This window comes from Lysobacter capsici, from assembly GCF_018732085.1.
In the GTDB taxonomy this organism is placed as follows: Bacteria; Pseudomonadota; Gammaproteobacteria; order Xanthomonadales; family Xanthomonadaceae; genus Lysobacter; species Lysobacter capsici_A.
Genome location: NZ_CP076103.1, coordinates 5,211,206 through 5,233,774, shown reverse-complemented (window position 1 = coordinate 5,233,774; position 22,569 = coordinate 5,211,206). Strand labels below are relative to the sequence as shown.

General features: G+C 66.9%; 19 protein-coding genes and 2 pseudogenes. 17 read left to right on the top strand and 4 right to left on the bottom strand.

The annotated features are described in order from the left end of the window. Positions 1-121 precede the first annotated feature (121 nt). From KME82_RS21855 to KME82_RS21820, 8 genes and pseudogenes are all read left to right on the top strand, one after another. Complete coding sequence (locus tag KME82_RS21855; RefSeq protein ID WP_215495881.1) at positions 122-526, top strand: surface-adhesin E family protein; 405 nt, start codon at positions 122-124, stop codon at positions 524-526. Positions 527-604: 78 nt separating this feature from the next. Next, a complete protein-coding gene (locus KME82_RS21850) occupies positions 605-1,078 on the top strand; it encodes a hypothetical protein (protein WP_215495880.1) in 474 nt (157 codons plus the stop codon). Between the two features lie 40 nt (positions 1,079-1,118). Continuing rightward, entirely contained in the window at positions 1,119-1,337 is a 219-nt protein-coding gene (locus KME82_RS21845; RefSeq protein WP_215495879.1) for a DUF4287 domain-containing protein, read from the top strand. A gap of 51 nt (positions 1,338-1,388) precedes the next feature. After that, a complete protein-coding gene (locus KME82_RS21840; RefSeq protein ID WP_215495878.1) occupies positions 1,389-2,018 on the top strand; it encodes a hypothetical protein in 630 nt (209 codons plus the stop codon). A gap of 2 nt (positions 2,019-2,020) precedes the next feature. Then, positions 2,021-2,419 carry a type II toxin-antitoxin system PemK/MazF family toxin gene (locus tag KME82_RS21835; protein WP_215495877.1) on the top strand — a complete coding sequence of 133 codons (399 nt, stop codon included), beginning with the start codon at positions 2,021-2,023 and terminating at the stop codon, positions 2,417-2,419. Positions 2,420-2,634: 215 nt separating this feature from the next. After that, positions 2,635-3,783: pseudogene (mltB, locus tag KME82_RS21830) on the top strand (lytic murein transglycosylase B); the annotation flags it as partial. A 68-nt stretch (positions 3,784-3,851) separates the two neighbouring features. Beyond that, positions 3,852-5,456 carry a septal ring lytic transglycosylase RlpA family protein gene (locus tag KME82_RS21825; RefSeq protein ID WP_215495875.1) on the top strand — a complete coding sequence of 535 codons (1,605 nt, stop codon included), beginning with the start codon at positions 3,852-3,854 and terminating at the stop codon, positions 5,454-5,456. 187 nt (positions 5,457-5,643) lie between these two features. Further along, positions 5,644-6,906 (top strand): D-alanyl-D-alanine carboxypeptidase family protein, encoded by a 1,263-nt coding sequence (locus KME82_RS21820; protein WP_215495874.1) that lies wholly within the window; start codon positions 5,644-5,646, stop codon positions 6,904-6,906. An 885-nt stretch (positions 6,907-7,791) separates the two neighbouring features. Here KME82_RS21820 and KME82_RS21815 read toward each other — a convergent pair. Both KME82_RS21815 and KME82_RS21810 read right to left on the bottom strand, forming a co-directional pair. After that, the gene (locus KME82_RS21815; RefSeq protein ID WP_215495873.1) at positions 7,792-8,721 is read right to left on the bottom strand and encodes a hypothetical protein; all 930 of its coding nucleotides are present in this window, start codon (positions 8,719-8,721) and stop codon (positions 7,792-7,794) included. A 377-nt stretch (positions 8,722-9,098) separates the two neighbouring features. Further along, positions 9,099-9,686: an HAD family hydrolase gene (locus KME82_RS21810; RefSeq protein ID WP_215495872.1), complete on the bottom strand. Its 588-nt coding sequence runs from the start codon at positions 9,684-9,686 to the stop codon at positions 9,099-9,101. Between the two features lie 300 nt (positions 9,687-9,986). On the opposite strand from KME82_RS21810, the gene KME82_RS21805 reads away from it, so the two are divergent. From KME82_RS21805 to KME82_RS21780, 6 genes are all read left to right on the top strand, one after another. Further along, positions 9,987-10,265 (top strand): DUF493 family protein, encoded by a 279-nt coding sequence (locus KME82_RS21805; RefSeq protein WP_215495871.1) that lies wholly within the window; start codon positions 9,987-9,989, stop codon positions 10,263-10,265. Beyond that, a complete protein-coding gene (lipB, locus tag KME82_RS21800) occupies positions 10,265-10,945 on the top strand; it encodes a lipoyl(octanoyl) transferase LipB (protein ID WP_430538861.1) in 681 nt (226 codons plus the stop codon). Before KME82_RS21805 ends, lipB begins: the two co-directional genes overlap by 1 nt. Before the next feature lie 224 nt (positions 10,946-11,169). Further along, positions 11,170-12,210, top strand: coding sequence for a lipoyl synthase (lipA, locus tag KME82_RS21795; RefSeq protein WP_215495870.1), 1,041 nt, complete (start codon positions 11,170-11,172; stop codon positions 12,208-12,210). A gap of 62 nt (positions 12,211-12,272) precedes the next feature. Then, on the top strand, positions 12,273-14,189 hold the full coding sequence (locus KME82_RS21790; protein ID WP_215495869.1) for a S41 family peptidase: 1,917 nt from the start codon (positions 12,273-12,275) through the stop codon (positions 14,187-14,189). 250 nt (positions 14,190-14,439) lie between these two features. Further along, positions 14,440-16,641, top strand: a complete 2,202-nt coding sequence (locus KME82_RS21785; RefSeq protein ID WP_215495868.1) for a carboxy terminal-processing peptidase — start codon at positions 14,440-14,442, stop codon at positions 16,639-16,641. A 516-nt stretch (positions 16,642-17,157) separates the two neighbouring features. Beyond that, positions 17,158-18,042, top strand: a complete 885-nt coding sequence (locus KME82_RS21780) for a methylated-DNA--[protein]-cysteine S-methyltransferase (protein WP_215495867.1) — start codon at positions 17,158-17,160, stop codon at positions 18,040-18,042. Between the two features lie 193 nt (positions 18,043-18,235). Here KME82_RS21780 and KME82_RS21775 read toward each other — a convergent pair whose 3' ends face one another. Together KME82_RS21775 and KME82_RS21770 are read right to left on the bottom strand one after the other, a co-directional pair. Next, entirely contained in the window at positions 18,236-18,484 is a 249-nt protein-coding gene (locus KME82_RS21775) for a hypothetical protein (protein WP_215495866.1), read from the bottom strand. A gap of 240 nt (positions 18,485-18,724) precedes the next feature. Further along, a complete protein-coding gene (locus tag KME82_RS21770) occupies positions 18,725-19,228 on the bottom strand; it encodes an Lrp/AsnC family transcriptional regulator (RefSeq protein ID WP_036106319.1) in 504 nt (167 codons plus the stop codon). Between the two features lie 151 nt (positions 19,229-19,379). Between KME82_RS21770 and KME82_RS21765 the strand changes: the two genes are divergently transcribed. The 3 genes and pseudogenes from KME82_RS21765 to rarD all read left to right on the top strand — a co-directional run bounded on the left by KME82_RS21765 (position 19,380) and on the right by rarD (position 22,168). Then, positions 19,380-19,880 carry a GNAT family N-acetyltransferase gene (locus tag KME82_RS21765; RefSeq protein ID WP_215495865.1) on the top strand — a complete coding sequence of 167 codons (501 nt, stop codon included), beginning with the start codon at positions 19,380-19,382 and terminating at the stop codon, positions 19,878-19,880. A gap of 387 nt (positions 19,881-20,267) precedes the next feature. After that, positions 20,268-21,158: pseudogene (gene yedA, locus KME82_RS21760) on the top strand (drug/metabolite exporter YedA); the annotation flags it as partial. Between the two features lie 107 nt (positions 21,159-21,265). Beyond that, a complete protein-coding gene (rarD, locus tag KME82_RS21755; protein WP_215495863.1) occupies positions 21,266-22,168 on the top strand; it encodes an EamA family transporter RarD in 903 nt (300 codons plus the stop codon). The last annotated feature ends 401 nt before the right edge of the window (positions 22,169-22,569 follow it).

Below are 22,569 nucleotides of genomic sequence, written 5' to 3'. Positions count from 1 at the left end.
TGCGCGTTTCGACGGGTTGCCGAGTCGGCTCCGACGGGGTCGCGCCGATGCATACACATGGGCCGGCCGCGTTTATTCTTGGCGCTGACGATCTGACAGGGGCAGGATCATGAAGCGAGTCATGACGGCAGCGATGGCCATGGCGTTGCTGGGAATGCTGAGCGGCGGCGCGATCGCGGTCGAGCCGAAGCAGGCCGGCAGCAAGTTGATCAAGGCGTATACCAACAATCACGGTGTCGTGGTCTATCTCAACCGCGATTCGCTGTACAAGGGGCCGCAGTTCACCCAGGTCAATACCGTGGTCGACAACCTCGTCACCGGGCCGGGCGGCGAGAATTCCTCGACGTCGCTGATGCGCTTTCGCTGCGGCAAGAAGGAATTCCTTGCGGTCGATATCCAGTCCTATAGCGAGCTGGGCGGGAAGGGCAAACTGCTTGGGTCGGCGCGCAATCCGAGCACCGTGTTCCGGCCGGTCGAGCGCGGGTCGGCGCAGGAGATGTTGCTCAAGGCAACGTGTTCGCTTTGAGTAGGTTCGCTCGCCGAGCCGCGATCCACGCGTCCCCGCGGTGACGTTCGCGCCGCCCCCCGTCAAGGACGATCTTCCATGCCGCGCCCCTCGTTGCTGCGTTCCACCGGCGTGCTTCGCTACAGCCCCGAACTCGGTCCCGGCGCCGGCCACACGCGGCGCGACGGCGGCAGCACCTGGTGGTGGCTGATCGTCGATTGCGATCCCGAACTCGGACGTTATCTGCGCCATCAGTTCCTGCTCGGCCATCGCCGCACGCGCGCGCTGCAAAGTCCGCTGTGGGGCCCGCATATCTCGGTGATCCGCGGCGAAGTCCCGCCGAATGCCGCGGCCTGGAAGCGGTTGGACGGCGCGACGGTCGAGTTCGACTACGACCCGGTGGTATGCGAAACCGAAGGTTTCGCGTGGTGCCCGGTGTCGTGCGCGCAGGCCCTGAGTATCCGCGAGGAACTGGGGCTGCCGCGCGTGCCTTCGCCGGCCTTGCATCTGACGATCGGCAATGCCCATCAGGTCGTTGGCGGCGCGACGCTGGAGCCGCGATCTTTGCGCTAGATTGTCTGCCTTGATCGGCTTCGGCATGGAAACCAACGAAATGAGCGACGACGCAAAAGTGAAGGGCCCGGCTTCGTATTTCCCTTCGATCGAAAAGAAGTACGGCCAGCCCATCGCGCATTGGCTGGGCGTGCTCGGCGCATTGAACGGCGACAAGCACATGGAGATGGTCGAGCATCTCAAGACCGCGCATCAGATGGGCCACGGCCATGCCAATGCGCTGGTGGCCTACCATCTGGCGCAGGCGGGGAAGTCGTGAGCGTCGTGCGACGATCGTAAGGTGGGGCGGCAATCCCGAGGAGTCGTGGGCATGGATCGACGGCAGTTCGTAAGCGGCCTGGCTTTGCTGGCTTCGTCGTTGTGCTCGCGCGTGGCCCTGGGTGAAACCGCACAGGCATGTCCGCTGTGCGGCGGTAAAGTCGTCGATGCACAGACCTTGGTCGACGATAGCGCCCGGCGCAGCAGGAACTTGACGGCCTGGAGTCGGGCCGCCGATTGTCTGGCGAGGCCGGACGCGTCCGGTCCGATCTGTACCCAGTGCTGGTACATGAAACTGGGCGGCGCCTGGGTGAAGTCGTCCGAGCGCTCCGACGATTTCTACCGTCCCTTGAGTCGTGCGATCGCCGGATTCCCCATGCCGCATCGCAACCGCATCCAAGGCCGAGTGATTTACGAACAACGGCTCGAACCGCCGCTGGGGCAGGGCGAGTTGAACGAATCGCTGAGTTTTTGGTGCCGCAAGCCGCGAGCCTATGTCGCGCGGATTCAGGCGTATGCAAGTGCCAACGCGCTGCAACTGGAAACCGAAGAGCCTGCGAGCGAACCCGGGGCGATCTATCTACGGGTCGGATTTTCGGCAACGCAGATCCCGCATGCGCGAGATCGCCTTCATCGCGTTGGCGTATACCGGGGCGCCGCTTATCTCTCACATTCGACGTAACCATGGACCGAGACGATCAAGCCAATCATCGGGTGCTCTCCAGGGTCGTGAACCAGGGCGATGTGTTCTGGATCGAGCCGGACCCGTCGCGCGGATCGATTCCCGGGGTCGCGCATCCGCATGTCGTGGTGCAGGACGACGTGTTCAACCATTCGCGCATCGGCACGGTGGTGGTCTGCGCGCTCAGTTCGAACCCGGCGCGCGCCAGCGAACCGGGCAATGTGGCGCTGGACGCGGGCGAGGGCGGGCTGGCCAAGCGCAGCGTGGTGGTGGTCTCGCAGGTGTCGTCGCTGTACAAGGCGCGCCTGGGCGAGCACATCGGGGTGTTGTCGCCGCAGCGGGTGGCGCAGATCCTGGCGGGGATGCGGTTTCTGCAGGCCTCGTTCTTCGAGCGGCGTTGAGGGCCGGGGCGTCGCCAGCGGGCGACCGTTCGCCTCGCTGCCCCGGTTGCGCCACGGCCGAGCCGGCCCGCTATTCATGTTTCACGGTCAAGGCCAGGCATCGGCAAGGCACCTCCCGGCCGCTTTCAATTCGACAACCTGACGTGAACAAAATCGGTTAAGTCACGCAAACCCAAGGTTTTTTTACCACGGGCCCGCGTGCTACCCTCGCGCCAATGACCCGACGCCACACCGCCCGTTGCGCCCTGTTCGGCGCACTCACGATCGCGTTGGCCGCCTGCGCTACGCAGACGCCTTCCGTCTCCCCTATTGCCACGGCCCAGGCCGCCGCCGCGACGCCCGCGTTGCCGCCGCCGGTCAAGCCCGCCACCGCGGTGGTCGGCACGCCCGCGCTGCCGCCGCCGGTGGTGCAGATGCCGATCGAGCAGGCGCGCGCGCAGTTCGTGCGCGATACCGCCAGCCAGTACGGCATCGACCCGGCCTATATCGAATCGGTGCTGGCCAAGGCGCAGATCAAGGACGGCATCGTCGCGGCGATGTCGCGGCCGGCCGAGGCCAAGCCGTGGCGCGATTACCGCCCGATCTTCATCACCCAGGCCCGCATCGACGGCGGCAAGGCGTTCCTGGCCGAGCACCGTGCGCAGCTCGATCGCGTGCAGGCGCAGACCGGGGTGCCGGCCGAGATCATCGTCGCGATCGTCGGGGTGGAAACCAGCTTCGGCAAGAACACCGGCAAGTACAGCGTGGTCGATGCGCTGTACACGCTGGCGTTCGCCTATCCGCGCACCGGCGATCCGGCCAAGCTCGATCGCGAAAACCGCCGCGAGGCGTTCTTCCGCGGCGAGCTCGGCCAGTTGTTCGCGCTGGGCAAGGAAGAAAAGATCGACATCACCACCCTGACCGGCAGCTACGCCGGCGCGATGGGCTGGGGCCAGTTCATGCCGTCGAGCTACCGCGAGTTCGCGGTGGACGGCGACGGCGACGGCAAGCGCGATCTGTTCACCGATCTGGACGACGTCTTCTTCTCGGTCGCCAACTACTTCGTCAAGAAGGGCGGCTGGGTGCGCGGCGGCCCGGTGGTCGCGCGCGCCAATCGCGACGCCACCGCGCTGGACTTCGTGCCCGACAACATGGACCCGGTGTATTCGCTCAGCGATCTGGCCGCGCGCGGCTATCGCCCGCTGACCCCGGTGGCGCCGGCGGAGACCGCGACGCTGCTCAATCTCGATGGTGTGAACGGTCCCGAATACTGGCTCGGTTTCCGCAACTTCTACGCGATCACCCGCTACAACATCTCCAAGCATTACGGCATGGCGGTGTACCAGCTGGCTGAGGCGATCGCCGGACGGGAGAATCCCTTGGCCGCACCCGTGAACGCTTCCAGCCCGGCGGTCGCGCCGGCCCCGACGGTCGAACCCCAGGCACCGCGGGCATGAGCGGGGCCGGCCCGAAACGGCTGCCGATCGCGAACGCGATCGGGCGGCTGGTCGTCGCCGCGCTGCCGCTGGTCCTCGCGGCCTGCGCCAGCTCTCCCAAGAAATCCGGTTCCCAGGCGCTCGCGCTGCCCGACCGCGGCCATGTCCACAGCGCCGGCCTGCCGTCGTCGTCCTCGCACGGCGGGCGCAAGAAATCGCCGTATGCGCCGGCGCAGGAAGACCTGAGCAAGCGCGGCAACTACAAGGCCGGCGGCCTGTACGCGCCGGGCGTCAACGACACCACGCCCGATTACATCCCCGACGTCGATGCGATCCCCGAACCCGAAGTGGTCGCCGAGGCGCGCTCGCAGTTCGGCAACCGCTCGCCGTACGTGGTGCTGGGCAAGACCTACAAGGTGCTCGACTCGCACGACGATTACGTCGAGACCGGCACGGCCTCGTACTACGGCCAGAAATTCCACGGCCGGCGTACCTCCAACCTGGAGGTGTACGACATGTACGCCTTCACCGCCGCGCATAAGTCCTTGCCGCTGCCGAGCTTCGCCCGGGTCACCAATATCGACAACGGCAAGTCGGTGACGGTGCGGGTCAACGACCGCGGCCCGTTCCACGACGGCCGGGTGATCGACTTGAGCTACGCCGCCGCGGTCAAGCTGGGCATCACCCAGCGCGGCACCGGCCGGGTCGAGGTGCGCGCGCTGCATCCGGGCGAGGCGCCGCCGCCGCTGTACGCCAGCGCGGCCAACAACCCGCCGCAGCCGGTCGCGGTCGCCGCCAAGCCGGCGTCGCCGTCGGCGATCGACCGTCTGGTTTCGGCGATGCCGATCGCCAGCGCGAACGCCGGCGAATTGCCGCCGGGCGTGCGCGTGGCGACCGGCAAGCCCGCGCCGGTGGCGGCGCCAGTCAAAACCACCGTCGCCACCGGCAAGCCGGCTGCGGTAACCGCGGCCCCGGCCGCCGAGGTCAAGACCGCGGCCACGACCGCATCCAAGCCGGCCGGCGCGGTCGCATCGGCCTCGGGCGACTACCGCTTCGACATGATGCAGAACGGCAAGTCGATGAGCGCCGACGAGTTCGACGCCTGGATGAAGACCCGTCAGGTTCGCGTCGCGACCGGCAAGGGCGTGGCCCTCGCGCCGCCGAAGCCGTTGAGCCGGGCCGAGCAGCGCGCCATGGCCAAGCAGCAGAAAGAACAGGCCAAGGCCCTGGCCGCGGCCGAAAAAGCCGCGAAGAAGGCCGGCAAGCCATCGCCCGCGACCGCCGTGGCCGCCGCCGGCGCGACCGCGTTGCCGGCGCCGCCGGCCGCGCCGCCGCCGCCGAGCCCGGCCAAGGCCGCCGCGGTGGTCGCCGCCGCCACGCCCAGCGCCGGTGACGTGACCTTGCAGGTCGCCAGCTTCTCCGCGCGCAGCAACGCCGACCGCGCCCTGACCATGCTGCGCGGCGCCGGCATCGGCACCGCCAAGCTGCTCGACGGCAACGCCGCCAACGGCCAGAAAGTCTGGCGTCTGCGGGTCGGCCCGTTGCAGGCCGATGCCGCGCCGGAACTCGCCGCCCGTATCGTCGGTCTGGGATTCGGCCAGCCGCAACGCGTGCGCGACTGAACTGCAGCGGCCGCCCGGCCTGCCAGGCGGCTGCAAGCATCGTCCATCTCAGGCACGATGCACGACTTCGCGGACTGGGGATGGAACGCCCGGTCCGGCCCCTATCCGCGGTGGACGCCAGGACGCCGACGCCGGAACCCCACACACCCTCGGCCGGTACGCTACCGGCCTCCGGAGTAGTTCAACGATGACCCTTCGCTCCACCTCGCGCGCCGCCGCCTTCGCCGCGCTGACTTCGGCATTCCTGGTAACGCTCGGGGCCGGTTTCGCCTCGGCGCAGACCCCGGCCGCCAAGCCCGCCGCCGCCGCGCCGGCCGCGGCCACGCCGGCCGCGGCGCTGCCGCCGGCCAGCGATTCGCTGCCGGTTCCGCCGCCGCCGCAGATCCAGGGCACCGCCTGGGTGCTGATCGACGCGGCCAGCGGCAACATCCTGGCCAGCCACAACCCGGACCAGCGGGTCGAGCCGGCCAGCATCACCAAGGTCATGACCAGCTACGTGATCGCCGCCGAACTCAAGGGCGGCAAGGTCAAGGACACCGACCAGGTGATGATGACCGAGAACGCCTGGCGCAAGGGCGGCGCGGCCACCGACGGCAGCTACTCGGGTTTCGCGGTCAACCAGACCGCGCCGCTGGTGGAGATGGAAAAAGGCATGGTGGTGCAGTCCGGCAACGACGCCGCGATCGCCCTGGCCGAGCACGTCGCCGGCAGCGAAGACGCCTTCGCCGCGCTGATGAACCAGTACGCCGCGCGCATCGGCCTGAAGAACTCGCACTTCATGAACCCGCACGGCCTGTCGCAGGAGAATCACTACTCCACCGCGCACGATCTGGCCCTGCTGGGCCGCGCGCTGATCCACGATTTCCCGGTCGCGTACTCGTACAACAAGATCAAGGAACTCAAAGTCGGGCCGATCACCCAGCCCAACCGCAACCTGCTGCTGTGGCGCGACAACACCGTCGACGGCATCAAGACCGGTCACCACTCCAAGGCCGGTTACTGCCTGATGGCCTCGGCCCTGCGCGGCGATCAGCGCCTGATCTCGGTGGTGATGGGTTCGACCTCCGAAGCCCAGCGCGCCACCGACAGCCAGGCGTTGCTCAACTGGGGTTTCCGCTTCTACGAAACCCACAAGTTGTACGACACCAGCAAGGTGATCGCCCAGCAGAAGGTGTGGAAGGGCCAGACCGCGCAAATCCAGCTCGGCGTCGCCGAGCCGCTGCTGGTGACGGTGCCGCGCGGCAAGTACCCGCAGCTCAAGCCGAGCATGGACGTGCCCAAGAGCTTGGTCGCGCCGATCAAGAAGGGCCAGGCGATCGGTACGGTCAAGGTCATGCTCGACGGCAAGGTGATCGCGCAGCGTCCGCTGGTGGCGATGGCGGCGGTCGAAGAGGGCGGTTTCTTCAAGCGTCTGTGGGATGAGTTCTGGATGTGGTGGGAGTCGGAGTAAGTCCGCTTCGCAGCTCACCGCAACATGAAAAAGGCCGGCGTTTGCCGGCCTTTTTTGTTTCCGTTGTGGTGACATGGCTTCAGTCCAGTTCCAGTTCCAGCTCTGCTCTGGCTTTGAGCTCGAAGTCGCGCAATCCATCCAGCGCTGCGAATTCTCTAACTCGCGTTAGCAACAGCACACCCAGAGGGCGGCGTGCAGGATGCACGCCGTGCGCCACCGGGACATGGATGTCCCGTGTGGCGCATGCCTGCGGAAGCACCGCACTTGCGGGCACTTGATTCAAGAAAAAGCGTTTTTCTTTGGTTACCTTTCTTTTGTCGCTTTAGACAAAAGAAAGTAACTCGGCCGCTTGCGGACGAAAGCTATTGATCTTGCCTTCGGCTTCAAAGGCTCTAAAGCTTCAAGGCTTCAGAGCTTTGAAGCCTTTTAGGAGCTGCCAGCAGGATCAAAAGCTTCCGCCACTAAAGCGGCGGGTCACTTTCTTTTGTCAAAAGCGACAAAAGAAAGGTAACCAAAGAAAAACGCTTTTTTGTGGATCAAGTGCCCACGCGATCGGAGCAGACGCAGGCATGCGCCACACGGGACATCCTGTCCCGGTGGCGCACGGCGCACATCCATGTGCGCCGCCCTCCGGGTGTACTTTTGTTCTCGCGAGTTACATGCCTCGCAGCGCTGGATGAACTACAAGACTTCACGCGAAAGCCGTATGGCCTGCCTGTAGGAGCGGCGTAAGCCGCGACCGCGAAAACACAACTACGGCGTCAGCCTCGATGTTGTCGAGACAGCGCGGTCGCGGCTCACGCCGCTCCTACAGGGGCATGAGATCGCGACTCACGCAGGCGAAAGCGGCACCAGTTCGAGCCCACCGACACCCATCCGCAAGCGCTACCGCTTCGCCGCCGGCAACTTGCCGATGATCGCCGCGCGGAACTTGCTCGCCAACGCGTGGAAACCGGCTTCGGTTGGATGCATTTCGTCGAACCACTGGCTTTCCGACGTCAGCGTGCCGCGCAGGTCGACGTAATCGAAGCGGCCGGCGAAGCGCGGGTCGTGCTTGAGTTCGCGCAGCACATTCTTTTCGAAACCGTCGATCAACAAGCGCACGAAACGGCGGCGTTCGTCCGCTGTCTTGGCCGGGTCGGCATTGACGATCGCGTCGATGTGCGGGCCGATCCACGGGCCCACGCTTTTCTTGAGCAGGGCCGCGACGCCGATGTTGCCCGGGGTCAACGCGCCCGAGCGGCCGATCAGCAGCGGATGGTCGTAGGTGTGGGCCAGGATCGGGATGTTCGGCTTGGCCGCGAGCGCCGCCTGCAGGAACAGCGCATAAGCCTGTTTGACCTGTTCGTACTTGCCGGTGTCGAGCACGCGCTGGAAGCCGGCGTCGGCGGACAGATTCTGTTGGCCGGCGAAGGTCTTCTTGAGGAAGCTGTCGACGAAGTCGTTGCCACCGGCGCTGAGCACGATCAGGTCGAAGTCGAACTGCTTGTACCAACCGATGATGTCGTCGATGTTGTCGCGCACGAACATCGAGCGTTTGGGATCGTCGGGATTGCGCGAGGCGTGGTCGCCGCTGTGTTCGGCGCGGAAGAACAGGCCGCCGTTGCCGAGCAAGGGCACGCCGCGTGCTTCGTCCTCGGGCGCCGGGGAGACGATCCAGTCGAGCAGGTTCATCGCCAGCGGCGTGGAGAACCACGAATCGCCTTCGCAGAAGATCACCGGTGTGCGTTCGAGCACGTGGGTGCGCTTGAGCTGGGTGTACAGGCTGCGGAACTGGCCGCGCAGGGGCAGGGCGACGGATTGGCTGGGCGGCATCGGGGGATCTCCGGGGGAGCGCGCGGCCGCGCGCGCGACGGGGCCAGTTCTAGCGGTGGTGTGTTGCTGCTATTAGATCGCAGTGGCCGCTCACCTGTTGAGAACGGCTGCGCGGGGCGGGGCAGGTCATGGCCCGGAGGTCGGTGTTGTATCGGAATCGATTGCAGGCAATGCAAAGCGAGGCGGCCGCGAGAACCTTGGTTCGAGAACTTTTGTTGGAGGTGTTTTGTGGGAGGGCTTCAGCCCCGACGCTTTTCGTTCCGATAGCGAAAGCGTTCGGCGATCTGAGTCAAGAGCGTCGGGGCTGAAGCCCCTCCCACAAAAGACTTCAAGCTTTTGCACATGCTTGGGTAGTCGAATGGGTGGTTGCAGCAACTTCATTCCAGGCCATCGCCGCGCACCGGCCCGCCTTGCGCCGCATCCGCCATCACCTTCTCCCGCCAGCGCCGCTTCTCGATCGTGCGCATGTTCGGCTCGGCCGCCAGGCGATCCAGATACGCCATCAGCTGCAGCAACTCATCGTCGTGCTCGTCCTCGCCCAGGTACTCGCGCACGCACACCAGGTTGCCGTAGTTGTACGAGTGCTTGGACGGCGTGTCGTCGATCGCCAGCATGCGTTCCAGGCGGTAACCGTGCCGCTTGAGTTTGTTCAGGCGTTTGCGGTTCTTGTACTCGCCGGTGGCCCAGTCGCGAGTGATCGAGCAGCGCTCGCTGGACCACACGAAGCGCAGCGACCTCGGCGGGAACAGCGCTTCGACCACCGCCGCGGCATAGCGCTTTCCCGACGAGGTCCACACCCCGACCTCGAAGTTCGCCAGTGCGTAGTCGATGAAGCGCTGCAGGTGCGGGCGGCGGTAGACGTGATAGCGCAGTACGCGAAAATCGGCGGGTCGATCGAGCTCGATCTCGCTGGCGTGGATCAAGGTTTCGTCGAGGTCGAGGACCAGCAGCAGGCGATCGCTCATCCTTGCGTGTGCTCATACGGTTCAGAGGGGTTTGTCCGATCATGCCCGAGCCGGCATGGACGGCGGTAGCGCACCGCGGCCGTGCCCGCGACGGCGTTGCAACGAATACGCGTCGGCGTTCGTACACGGCCGCATCCACGTGGATTGCGGGAGCCTCACGACCCGCGCCATGCCGGATCTGGCGGTTGCCTGGCCGATCGCAGCGCAGGCCGGCCAGGTGCGGCGCCGTTCCACCTCCGGCACACCGCCGTCCCACCGCTGCGCTTGGGTTGCCCCGGCCCCGGACCCATAATGGCCGCCATGGACATTCATTCCGACAACCCCGACCACGGCTTCCAGTTTCCCGGCACCTTCGAACTCAGCGCGATGGGCGCGGCCGATGCGGGCCTGGAGCACGAATTGCCGCGCCTGCTGCTCGGCGCCGGGATCAGCGTGGAAACCGAAACCATCCAGTGGAAGCACTCCTCGACCGGCAAGTTCGTCTCGGTCAAGTTGAGCTTCCGCGCCGAGAACCGCGCGCAGTACGACCTCGCCCATCAGGTCCTGCGCGAGCACCCGGAAGTGAAGTGGACACTGTGATCGACGCCGTCGCCGCCGTGTTCGGTGGCGAAAGCGCGCCGCCGCGCGCGCAGCTGCGCGACCTGGGCCGCCAGCCCTACGAACCGGTATGGCGCGCGATGCAGGCGTTCACCGACGCGCGCGGCGCGGACACGCCCGACGAGCTGTGGCTGGTCGAGCACGACCCGGTGTTCACCCTGGGCCAGGCCGGCAAGGACGAACACGTGCTGATGCCGGGCGACATCCCGGTGATCCACGTCGATCGCGGCGGCCAGGTCACCTACCACGGCCCCGGCCAGATCGTGCTGTACCCGCTGCTGGACCTGCGCCGGCTCAAGCTCGGGGTGCGCGAGTACGTCGACCGGATCGAGCAGGCGGTGATCGACACCCTGGCCGAGTGGAACATCGAAGGCGCGCGCCGCGACGGCGCTCCGGGCGTGTACGTGGCCGGGGCCAAGGTTATGGCGCTGGGCATCCGGGTCCGCCGCGGCTGCACCTTCCACGGCCTGGCCTTCAATATCGCCATGGACCTGTCGCCGTACCAGCGCATCAATCCCTGCGGGTATCAGGGGCTGCAGGTGACCTCGGTGCTAGACTTGGGCGGCCCCTCGGGCATGGAGCAGGTCAAGCCGGTGCTGGTCGCGCAGCTCGCGCGGCAGTTCGGTCTGACGGTCGAGGACGCGGAGCCGTTGAGCTTTTAAATGCCTTATCCCGCTTGCGGGATGAGCAGTGATTTCCCCTCTCCCGCAAGCGGGAGGAGTGCTTGATCTTCCTTCTCCCGCTTGCGAGAGAAGGTGCCCGAAGGGCGGATGAGGGCGCGCCGATCCGCCAGCCGCCGCGGCAACGCAGGCAGCTACCCGCCCTCACCCCAACCCTCTCCCGCGTAGCGGGAGAGGGAGCTAAACGACAAGAGCTGAGCAACGCCATGACCACCCCCGCCTCCAAGTCCATCCCGCTTACGATCGTCAGCGGCAGTGCGCCCGAAGTGCTCGCGCCGGCGGTGCTGGAGTCGACCACGATGACGCCCGGGGCCAAGCAGCTCGGCGGCGACAAGATCAGCCGCTCGCCGGTGCAGTTCGCCGACGTGCCGGTGCTGCGCAAGCCGTCGTGGATCCGGGTGCGCATTCCGTCGGGCAACTCGGTCGCCGCGCTCAAGGCCAAGCTGCGCGAAAACCGCCTGGTCACGGTCTGCGAAGAAGCCAGCTGCCCGAACATCCACGAGTGCTTCAGCCACGGCACCGCGACCTTCATGATCCTCGGCGAGGTCTGCACCCGCCGCTGCTCGTTCTGCGATGTCGCCCACGGCCGGCCCAAGCCGCCGGACGCGAACGAACCGGCCAACCTGGCCCGCACCGTCGCCGACATGGGCCTGAAGTACGTGGTCATCACCAGCGTCGACCGCGACGACCTGCGCGACGGCGGCGCCCAGCATTTCGTCGACTGCATCGCCGCGGTGCGCGAGCAGAGCCCGCGCACCAAGATCGAAGTGCTGACCCCGGACTTCCGCGGCAAGGGCCGCATGGAACGCGCGCTGGAGATCCTCAACACCAATCCGCCGGACGTGTTCAACCACAACGTCGAGACCGTGCCGGACCTATACACCAACGTGCGCCCGGGCGCCGACTATCAGTGGTCGCTGACCCTGCTGCAGAAGTTCAAGGCCCAGCATCCGCACGTGGCGACCAAGTCCGGGATCATGCTCGGCCTGGGCGAGACCATGGAGCAGGTGCAGGCCACCTTGCGCGATTTGCGCGCGCACGATGTCGACATGATCACCATCGGCCAGTACTTGCAGCCGACCCCGCACCACCACCCGGTGCTGCGTTACTGGACGCCGGAAGAGTTCAAGGAACTCGAGGTCTACGGCATGTCGCTGGGCTTCACCCACGTCGCCTCGGGCCCGCTGGTACGCTCGTCGTACCACGCCGACCGGCAGGCGATCGACGCGGGTTTCGCGGTCGCCTGAGGCCGTTGCCGGCCGCGCGTGGCGGCTATCATTCCCCCAGGGAACCCAGGGGGAATGCTTCGATGAAACGGTTGATTGCGGGCCTGGCGCTCGTGGCGTCGTGCTGTGCCGGTTCCGCGTTCGCGGCCGATGCGCCGTCCACGGACGCAGCGGAGCAAGACAGGATCACCGCGCTGCAGCTGAGCCGGGGGTTGCTGACCGATCCGCGTTACGCCTACGACGCGCGCAAGTTGGACGATCGTCTGTCCGGCGAGTTGTTCGACGCCTGGCTGAACTATCTCGACCCGGAGCATCTGTACCTCAGTCAGGCCGATGTGCGTGGATTGGAGCGTTATCGCAACGGCCTCGACAAGGCGATCACCAGCAAGGACCTCACCCCCTTCCTGGCCATGCGCGCGCTGGCGCTGACACGCAAGGATGCGTGCCTGGCCTATGTGCGCGGCGTGCTTGCGCAGCCGATGAGGTTCGATGGCGACGAAGTGTGGAATCCCGATCGCGGCGCTGCCGCGCGGGCGACCGACGAATCGGCGCTGCAATCGCTGTGGGGGACGCGGCTCAAGAGCCAGGCGCTGGCGTTGAAGCTGGAGGGCCACACGCCCGAACAGATCCGGCGCGCCCTCGAGCGCAGCTACGCGAGCCGCGTGCAGCAGGCGCGTGCCGTGTCCGCGGCTGCGGTGGTCGAAGCGATCATCAGTACGCTGGCGGTCGCCATCGGTCCGGGCAACGACTATTTTTCCCCTGATCCGCCGGCGCCGGCGCCGGCGCCGCCAAACGCAGCCGGCCAGGTCGGCGTGGGATTGGCCTTGAAGCGCGATGGCGCTGCGATCGGCCTGTACGAGGTGACCGGCAACGGTCCGGCCGATCGCGCCGGCCTGCGCGAAGGCGATCGCTTGCTGGCCGTGGGCGAGGGCCGCGACGGTGCGATGGACGATGTGGCCGGCCTGGAACTCGAGGCGGTGGTCCAGCGTCTGCGCGGCGCGCCCGGCAGCGTGGTGCGCGTCCAGGTAGTGCCGCGTCTGGCGCTGCCGGGCGAGAGCGCCCGCACGGTCGAGCTGAGCCGCGCCAAGGTCGACGAACGCGCGGTGTCTCGCGTGATCGAGGTCGCGGGCAAGCGCATCGGGGTGATCGTGCCCGGCAGTTTCTACGTCGATTTCGACGCGCAACGGCGCAAGCAGGACGATTACGCGTCGATCAGCCGCGACGTGCGGCGGATGCTGCAGGAACTGCGCGAGGCCAAGGCCGATGCGGTGCTGGTCGATTTGCGCGACAACGGCGGCGGCGCGTTGAGCGAACTCGAGCCGATGATCGGCCTGTTCGCCGACGCCGGCGCGGTGTTCCAGGTGCGCGAGAGCGGTGGTCGCGTGTCGGTCATGGACAAGGCCGTCGGCGCGGTCTGGAACGCGCCGATGGCGGTGCTGATCAATTACCGCTCCTCGGCGGCCTCGGAAATCTTCGCCGCGGCGATCCAGGACCACGGCCGCGGCCTGGTGATCGGCGAGCGCAGCTTCGGCCGCGGCACGGTCCAGAACATGGTCGATCTGGACCGTTGGCCGAATAACGACAAACCGCCGCGTTTCGGCCAGGTCAAACTGACCATCGCCCACGTGTACCGGATCACCGGCAAACCGCTGGACGCGGTCGGGGTGACCCCCGACCTGGTCCTGACCCAGGCGCCGCCGATCGAACCCAAGCGCACGCCGACCCCGGCGATCGTGGCCTACAAAGGCTTCCGATCGCCGCCCGCGCGCGCCGATCTCGCCCGGCTGACGCAGGCCCACCAGCAGCGCAGCGCGCAGGACCCGGATTACCAGCACTGGCTGCAGCGGCTGCAACTCGCCCGATCGACCGCGCCGCTGTCCTTGAACGAAGCCGCGCGCCGCGCCCAACTGGCGCAACTGCCGGCCTTGCCGAAGACCGACGCCGAGCTGGCCGAGGCCGTCGCGATCGTCGCCGACAACCTGGCCGGCGGTGGGCGCTGACCCTGCCCGGCCGGACTGCCCGGCCGGCAAACGTGACCGACAAGCGTCGCCGATCCATGCCCGATCCCGCCGTTCTAACGCCCGGCTAACGTCCGCGGGCGTCAACCTGAACCAGATTCATGCCCGCAACAGGTTATTTCGCGCGGTGGCGTGACAGCACAGGCAACTTTCGGCACTGTGGACCGGTCGAAAGCCGCTACATCCTCTAGCCGCTGCACAGATCCGGCACCCCCGCCGGGAAGACTCCGCGATGACCCTCAAGAACACGCGTACCCTGACCCTGCTTGCAGGCCTCCTGCTGACCGCGCCGCTGGCGCTGTTGGCGCGACCCGACGCCGCCGGCGCGGGCGGTTTGCCCAATGCGCCCACCGCCGACCAGTCGACGGCCGCGCAGATGGTTTACGGCCTGCTGTCCGACAGCCGCTACGCCTACCGGCCGCGCGCGCTCGACGATGCGCTGTCGGCCGACATGTACAAGCGCTACCTCGAATCGCTCGACGCCGGCAAGCAGTTCTTCACTGCCGCCGACATCGCCAAGTTCGATGTCTACAAGACCAAGCTCGACGACGCGATCAAGAGCGGCGACCTGTCGCCCGCGTACACGATCTTCGCCGCCTACAAGCAGCGCGTCGACGAACGCGTCGCCTACGCGCGCGGCCTGCTCAAGCAGCCGGCCAATTTCGATTTCACCGGCAAGGACCGCTACGACTACGACCGCAAGGACGCGCCCTGGGTCGCCGACACGGCGGCGCTGGACGCGTTGTGGAAGCAGTCGGTGCGCAACGACTGGCTGCGCCTGAAGCTGGCCGGCAAGAAGAACGACGACATCGCCAAGACCCTGGACAAGCGTTACGCCAACCTCGCCAAGGGCATCGGCGAGATCAAGGGCGAGGACCTGTTCCAGACTTTCGTCAACAGCTACGCCAACGCGATCGATCCGCACACCGACTACCTCACGCCGAAGTCGGCGGAAAACTTCAACATGACCATGTCGCTGTCGCTCGACGGCATCGGCGCGCTGTTGCAGAAGCAGGACGACGTGGTCGCGATCCGCGAAGTGATCCCCGGCGGTCCGGCCGCGCGCAGCAGCCTGCTCAAGCCCGGCGACCGCATCGTCGGCGTGGGCCAGGGCGAAAGCGGCGCGATGGACGATGTGATCGGCTGGCGCATCGACGACGTGGTCGCCAAGATCCGCGGCGCCAAGGGCACCAAGGTGCGCCTGGACATGATCCCGGCCGAAGCCGGCCTGGACAGCAAGCCCAACCGGATCGTGCTGGTGCGCGACAAGGTGCGTCTGGAAGACCAGGCCGCCAAGTCCGAGATCATCAACGTGCCGCCGGCCGACGGCGCGCCGGCCAAGCGCATCGGCGTGATCAAGCTGCCGGGCTTCTATCAGGACTTCGAAGGCCGCCGCAAGAACGCCAACGATTACGCCTCGGCCACCCGCGACGTCGCCAAGCTGCTGACCAAGCTGCGCGCCGACAAGGTCGACGGCGTGGTGCTGGACCTGCGCAACAACGGCGGCGGTTCGCTCAACGAAGCGGTCGAGCTGACCGGTCTGTTCATCGATCGCGGCCCGGTGGTGCAGGTGCGCGAAGCCGGCGGCCGGGTCCAGGTCGACAGCGACACCGATTCGGGCATCGCCTGGGAAGGTCCGCTGGCGGTGTTGATCAACCGCGGTTCGGCGTCGGCCTCCGAGATTTTCGCTGGTGCCATCCAGGACTACGGACGTGGCCTGGTGATCGGCGAAACCACCTTCGGCAAGGGCACGGTGCAGAACCTGGCCGACCTCGACCGCTGGCCGGCCAACGAAGGCCCGCGCTTCGGCCAGGTCAAGCTGACCATCGCCCAGTTCTTCCGCGTCAGCGGCGGTTCGACCCAGCACAAGGGCGTGGTGCCCGACATCGCCTTCCCGGTGTCGGTCGACGCGACCGAGTACGGCGAGAGCACCTACGACAACGCGCTGCCGTGGACCAAGATCGCGGCCGTCCCGCACACCAGCTACGGCAATTTCGCGCCGCTGCTGCCGAAGCTGGAATCCCTGCACAGCAGCCGCATCGTCGGCGACAAGGAATTCCAGTGGTGGTCGCAGGACGTGGCCGAGTTCCGCGAGGAGCGCGCCAAGAAGTGGATCTCGCTCAACGAGGGCGAGCGCCGCGCCGAGCGCGATCGCGAAGACGGCAAGCGCAAGCAGCGTCAGGCCGAGCGCAAGCAGCTGGGCCTGGACCTGGACCCGCTGGGCGACGATTCCAACGACGACGGCCTGGCCGCGTCCGAGCGCGACATTGCCAAGGACGCGGCGCGCGAGAAGCTCGCCGAGAAGCGTCCGGACCCGTTGCTGCGCGAATCGGCGGCGATCCTGGCCGACGCGGTGCGCCTGCTCAACGCCGACCGCAAGCTGTCGGCGCAGGTGCTGCCGACCGCGACCGCGCCGGGGCATTGGGCCGACTGAGGCGGGTTTCGTAAGTGTTCGACCGAAAGCGCGCCTTGAGGGCGCGCTTTCTTTTTGTGGGAACGGGCGTGTGCGCTGCGGGCAGGGGCTGCGCTAAGCCAGGTCGTTCTGAGTCAACCAGTGGTGTCGGTGCCTGCATGGCCGCAGCCAATCAACAACTGCCGCTGTAACCAATGCGAATGCCCTCAAAGCCGCCGCGAAATCCGCGAGGTCTTGTGGGAGGGGCTTCAGCCCCGATGCTTTTCGTTCCGCTGCGATGAACTGCTTCAACTGATCGAAAAGCGTCGGGGCTGAAGCCCCTCCCACAAAAGACCTCGGAGCCACGAAGAGGAGGACCGCTGTCCGACCCAGGGTCACCGTCTGCAAGGGTCTGAGTCTTCTTCGCTCACACGGCCATGATCCGTCTGCGGACCAAGCTCCAGCGCAAAATCCGACCTGAATCAGCCCTCAAAATCCGACCCCGCCGCAGGCAAGATGCGGATAGCGAGCCCCCGGCATGAAGCCTAGTCTTGCGCCATGAACGCCAAAACCCACATCCGCAAGCCCGAGACCGGCGCTGTCACCGATAAGCCGGTTGCCCATACACCTGCCCCGGACAAGCTCGAACAGGCCCGCGTCTTGCTGGAAGCCGGCGAGCCGTCGCTGACCGAACTGGCCGAGGCGGTCGGCCTGAGCCCCTCGCACCTGCAGCGCCGCTTCAGCGCGCGCTTCGGCCTGAGCCCGGCCGAATACCTCGCCCAGCGCAAGCTCGGCAGCCTGCGTTCGGCGCTGCGCGAAGGCAGCGACGTCAGCGCGGCGCTGTACGACGCCGGCTATGGCTCGCCCTCGCGCGTGTACGAAAGCGGCGCGGCGCGCCTGGGCATGACCCCGGCGCGTTACCGCGCCGGCGGCGCCGGCGAACAGATCCGCTGGAGCCTGACCCAGACCGAATTAGGCACCGCGCTGGTCGCGACCACCGCGCGTGGCATCTGCATGGTCGAGCTCGGCGACGATGCGCAGGCCTTGCAGGCCAAGCTGCACAGCGAATTCCCGCAGGCCACGCTGGAGCGCGTCGACGCCGGCCGCGACGAATTCCTGGCGCCGCGCGTGCGCGCGGTCGCGCAAACCCTCGGCGGCAAGCGCGAAACCGTGGCGGTGGACCTGATCGGCACCGCCTTCCAGAAAAAAGTCTGGGACGCGCTGATGAAGATTCCGCCGGGGCAGACCCGCAGCTACGAGCAGATCGCGCAGCAGGTCGGTTCGCCGCGCGGCGCGCGCGCGGTGGCGCAGGCCTGCGCGAACAATCGCGTGGCGGTGGTGGTGCCGTGTCATCGGGTGGTGCGTGGCGATGGTTCGCTGGGCGGCTATCGCTGGGGTCTGCCGCTCAAGGAGAAGTTGTTGCAGCGTGAGCAAGCGGCTTGAACTAACGCCGACGTCGCTGGCGGCAAGCCGTACCCGGCGATCGCGCGCAAGCAGGTCGCGTTGCCGGTAGTTTCGATGCGGCGATGGCAACGGCACACGCAACGGGCTCGGCTAGAACGTGCTGCCGGCTGCGTCGGAGCGAACGTCGCGAGGCGCTCCCCGGGTTCGATGCAGCGATGGCGACACCGCGCTCTTACGACAGGGTGGCCAGCCAGCGGCCGATGGGCACGCCGATGACGATCCCGATGCTCAATCCGGCGAGAAACTTCCGCTTCAGCGGGTCGGATATGCCCCAGACGCTTTTTTTCTCCGCGCCCTTCTTGAACATGCTCGACTCGCTTTTTCCATCCACGCTCTTCTTGAATATCCGCGACTCGCTTTTTCCATCCGCGCTCTTCTTGAATATGCGCGACCCGCTTTCATCCGCGCCCTTCCTGAACATGCCCGACTCCCTCCGATCATGAGTGCGAAGCGGCCCGCGTGCTTCGGCCCGCGGTGCGACGCCGCCCATCCTGGACCCGCCCACGCACGGGGTAAAGCAGCGAGTGCCGGGGATCGCGCGCCTGCGGCGACGCATCCACACGGTCCTCGTCCGTCATCCCGCCGGGCAAGTAGCCGGCGGAGTGGACGCCGACCGGGCCGATGCGAGCCGTTCAAGCCACATGGCCGCAACCGTCATGCCTCACCCGCGCCGCTTGCGCGTCGCCCGCGGCGCATCCCGGGTCGGCAGCTCCAGCCCATGCTTGACCACGTCGAACACCAGGTGGGTGTCGTAGCGCTTGACGTTGCCTTCGTCGAGGAACAAGCGGTCGACCACCTGCCGGCAATGCGCGACGCCGGTGGTGGCCAGGATCACCAGGTAGTCCCACTCGCCGGCCAGGGTGTAGCACTGCTGGACTTCGGGCGCGGCGCGCACGCGAGCGTGGAAGGCGGCGTTGCCCTCGGCCGACTCGCGCTCCATCGTCACCCACACCGCGGCCAGGGTGCTGCCCAGCGCCAGGGGGTCGAGCACCGCCACCTGCCGCATCAGGCCGTCCTGGCGGTAACGGGTCATGCGCCGCTGCACCGCGCTGGGCGACAGGCCCACGGCCTCGCCCAGTTCGCTCAGGGTCACCGAGGCGTCTTGCTGCAACAGTTCGAGCAACTTGTGGTCGAACTCGTCCAAAACCAGGGGGCTACCATTCATGCAAGATTTTTGCGTCTGTACGGGCAATAATTCAACCGTAATTTGAATGACATCGATACGCTATTCTTGATCCCACCGCACGAAGAATTTTTATGTGTGGGTTCGCTCCCCCAACCCCTTACATACGGACGCCCCCGGGATGTCCCGGTACGTGACGCAAGCCGCCGTGCCCGAACAGATCGGCGAGATTCTCGCGCTGATCCGCGAGCATGGCCCCAATCCCTGGAATTTCCTGCCCGACGTCGAGCTGGCCGCGCACTTGTCGGCGATCCGGCTCGGCCGCACGCAGGCGATCGTCGCGCTGCATGAAGGCGAAATCGTGGCTGTCGTCACATTCGAGCCGAGCGACGCGTTCCACCGCTATCAGCCCGACGGTCGCGAGATCGAATGGCAAGGCCATGTCGGCGAGGTCGTGGTGCATCGCGCGCATCGCGGCCAGGGCCTGGGCACCCGGCTGCTCAAGGCGGCGGTGGGGCGGCTGCTGCAGATGGGATTGACCGAGATCTATGTCGAGCGCCACGAGGAGAACGAGGGCTCGGCCGGGATGATGCGCAAGGCCGGTTTCGTGGTGATCGACGTGTTCGACGATCCGCGCCGCCGCGATGTCGGCAGTCGTCGCACCTCGGTGTCGCGTTACGGGCCGCATCCGTGATGAAGGGCGCCGCGTCGTCGTGAGCGCCCGGGAGTGGGGTGGGGGTCGTGGCGTGAGCAGCGCCGGCGGATCGCGCTGTGTCGATTGATTGATCGTTTGGGTTGTTCGGCTCGTCGCGGCCGTGCCGCGATGGCACGGTGCACGGGGCACGACCTCACGGACGACCCATTGCATCCGTCGTCGGGTTCGCATCGTCCGGCTGCGCGGTTTGCGTCTGCAACCACCCGCAGGGAGCGCGGCGAACGACGTCGCGGGCAGCGTCGCGATCGCCCGACCCCGCGAATGATTAAAGGCTGACTCAAGTTTTTCTCGCTGCTGTTTTTCCCGCGTTCGCGCCAAGCTGTTCCTTTTCTCTCTCCGCCGTTCTCTCCCCCGAGTACCCGCGTCATGAGCGCCGCTCCTTCGTCTTCTCAATCCCACGCGCCCAGCGCGCTCGCCGTCGCGCTCGCCCTGGGCTCGGTGTATGTGCTGTGGGGGTCGACCTACCTCGGCATCCGCTTCGCACTGCACAGCTATCCGCCGTTCCTGCTCGGCGCGGCGCGCATGTTCCTGGCCGGCGTCATCATGTACGCGGTGCTGCGCTGGCGCGGCGTGCCGGCGCCGACGCGCAGGCAATGGCGCACCTTGTGGGTGCTGTCGATCTGGATGGTGCTGCTGTCCAACGGCCTGGTGAACCTGGCCGAGACCCAGGTCGATTCGGGTCTGGCCGCGATCGCGGTCGCCTCGATGCCGCTGTTCGCCGGCGTGTTCGCGATGCTGCGCGGACGGCATCCTTCGAAGGTCGAATGGATCGGCCTGGCGATCGGTTTTCTCGGGGTCATCTGGCTCAACGCCGGCGGCAAGCTGTCGGCGTCCACGCTCGGCCTGGTGTGCCTGATCGTCGCGCCGATCGCCTGGGCCTGGGGCTCGATCTGGAGCCGCGACCAGGACCTGCCGTCGCCGTTCATGGCCGCCAGCGCGCAGATGCTGACCGGCAGCGTGTGGATGCTCGGCGCGGCCACGGTCACCGGCGAACGCATCACCACGATGCCGACCTTCGGCGCCACCGCCGCGTTGCTGTACTTGGTCGTGGCCGGTTCGATCTTCGGCTTCACCGCCTACATCTGGCTGCTGCACCACGTGCGTCCGGCGCTGGCGACCAGCTATGCCTACGTCAACCCGCCGATCGCGGTGCTGTTCGGCGCGCTGCTGGCCGGCGAGCGTTTCACCTCGCACGACCTGGGCGCGATGGCGGTGATCCTGGTCGGCGTGGGCATCATCACCCTGGCCAAGGCGCGCGCGGGCAAGGCGGTGCCGGCCGCGGCGCCGGCGATCGGCCCGGTGGCCGCGCTCGAGCCGCGCGAACCGGCATTGACTGAAGCCGCAACCGATCTGGAGAAACGCGCATGAGCCCCCCGACCGACCGCCGCGGGCTGTGGATCGCGGTCGCGTCCTTCGTGCTGTGGGGCCTGATGCCGCTGTACTGGCATCTGCTCAACGCGGTGCCGTCGCTGCAGATCGTCGCCCATCGCATCGTCTGGAGCACTTTGCTGGTCACCGCGTGGCTGTGCTGGAAATTCGGCCGCCACTGGTTGCGCGACATCCTGCGCGAACCGCGCAAGGCCGCGATGCTCGCGCTCAGCGGCGTGCTGATCGCGTTCAACTGGGGTCTGTACATCTGGGCGGTCAACGCCGGCCACGTGATCGAGACCAGCCTGGGGTATTTCATCGGGCCGCTGGTCAGCGTGATGCTCGGCGTGCTGTTCCTCGGCGAACGCCTGCGCGCGGTGCAGTGGGTGGCGATCGCGCTGGCCTTCGCCGGCGTGCTGTGGCTGACCTTCCAGTACGGCCGGCCGCCGTTGATCGCGCTCGGCCTGGCGGTGTCGTTCGCGGTGTACGGTCTGGTGCGCAAGCTGGTCGCGGTCGAAGCGGTGACCGGCCTGGGGGTGGAGAACGTCTACCTGTTCGCGCCGGCGCTGGCGCTGATGCTGTGGGGCGAGACCCACGGGCAAGGCGGTTTCGTCGGCGGCTGGGGTTGGGGTACCGATGTGCTGCTGGTGATCGCCGGTGCGCTCACCGCGTTGCCGCTGATCGGGTTCGCTTATGCGGTGCGGCGGGTGTCGCTGACCGCGATCGGCTTGTTGCAGTACGTTGCGCCGACCTTGCAGTTCTTGATCGGCGTGTTGATTTTGCGCGAGCCGTTCAATGCCGAGCGTGCGATCGGGTTCGTGATCATCTGGATCGGGTTGGCGGTGTTCGCCAGCGAAGGGTTACTGCGGTCGCGGCGGATGGCGGCGGCTGCGGTTTGAGGTTTTACGGGGACGGGTAGGAGCAAAAGGCAAAAGCAAAAGCAAATCCCCCCTGGCCCCCCTTTTTCAAAGGGGGGGGAACTCCTCCGGGTTGGTTTTGATGGGAGGGGTGGGTGTGCGTTGCTTCGGGGAGTTGCAGTGTGTTGCTGTTGCTGTTGCTGTTGCTGATCGCAGCATTCGTCAGTCTTCGCCTGACTTATCAAGAAGCGACTCGTGCCGCCTTCTTGATCGTGACCCGATGTGGTCACCAACTTGCCTCACCTCGACCGAAGCCTCCCCCCCTTTTCAAAAGGGGGGCAGGGGGGATTTGCTTTGGCTTTTGCTCCCCACCGCATCAACCCCATAAAACAAAAGCCCCCTTCTCGCGAAGGGGGCTTTGCCGTGCCGATCAATAGTCGCGC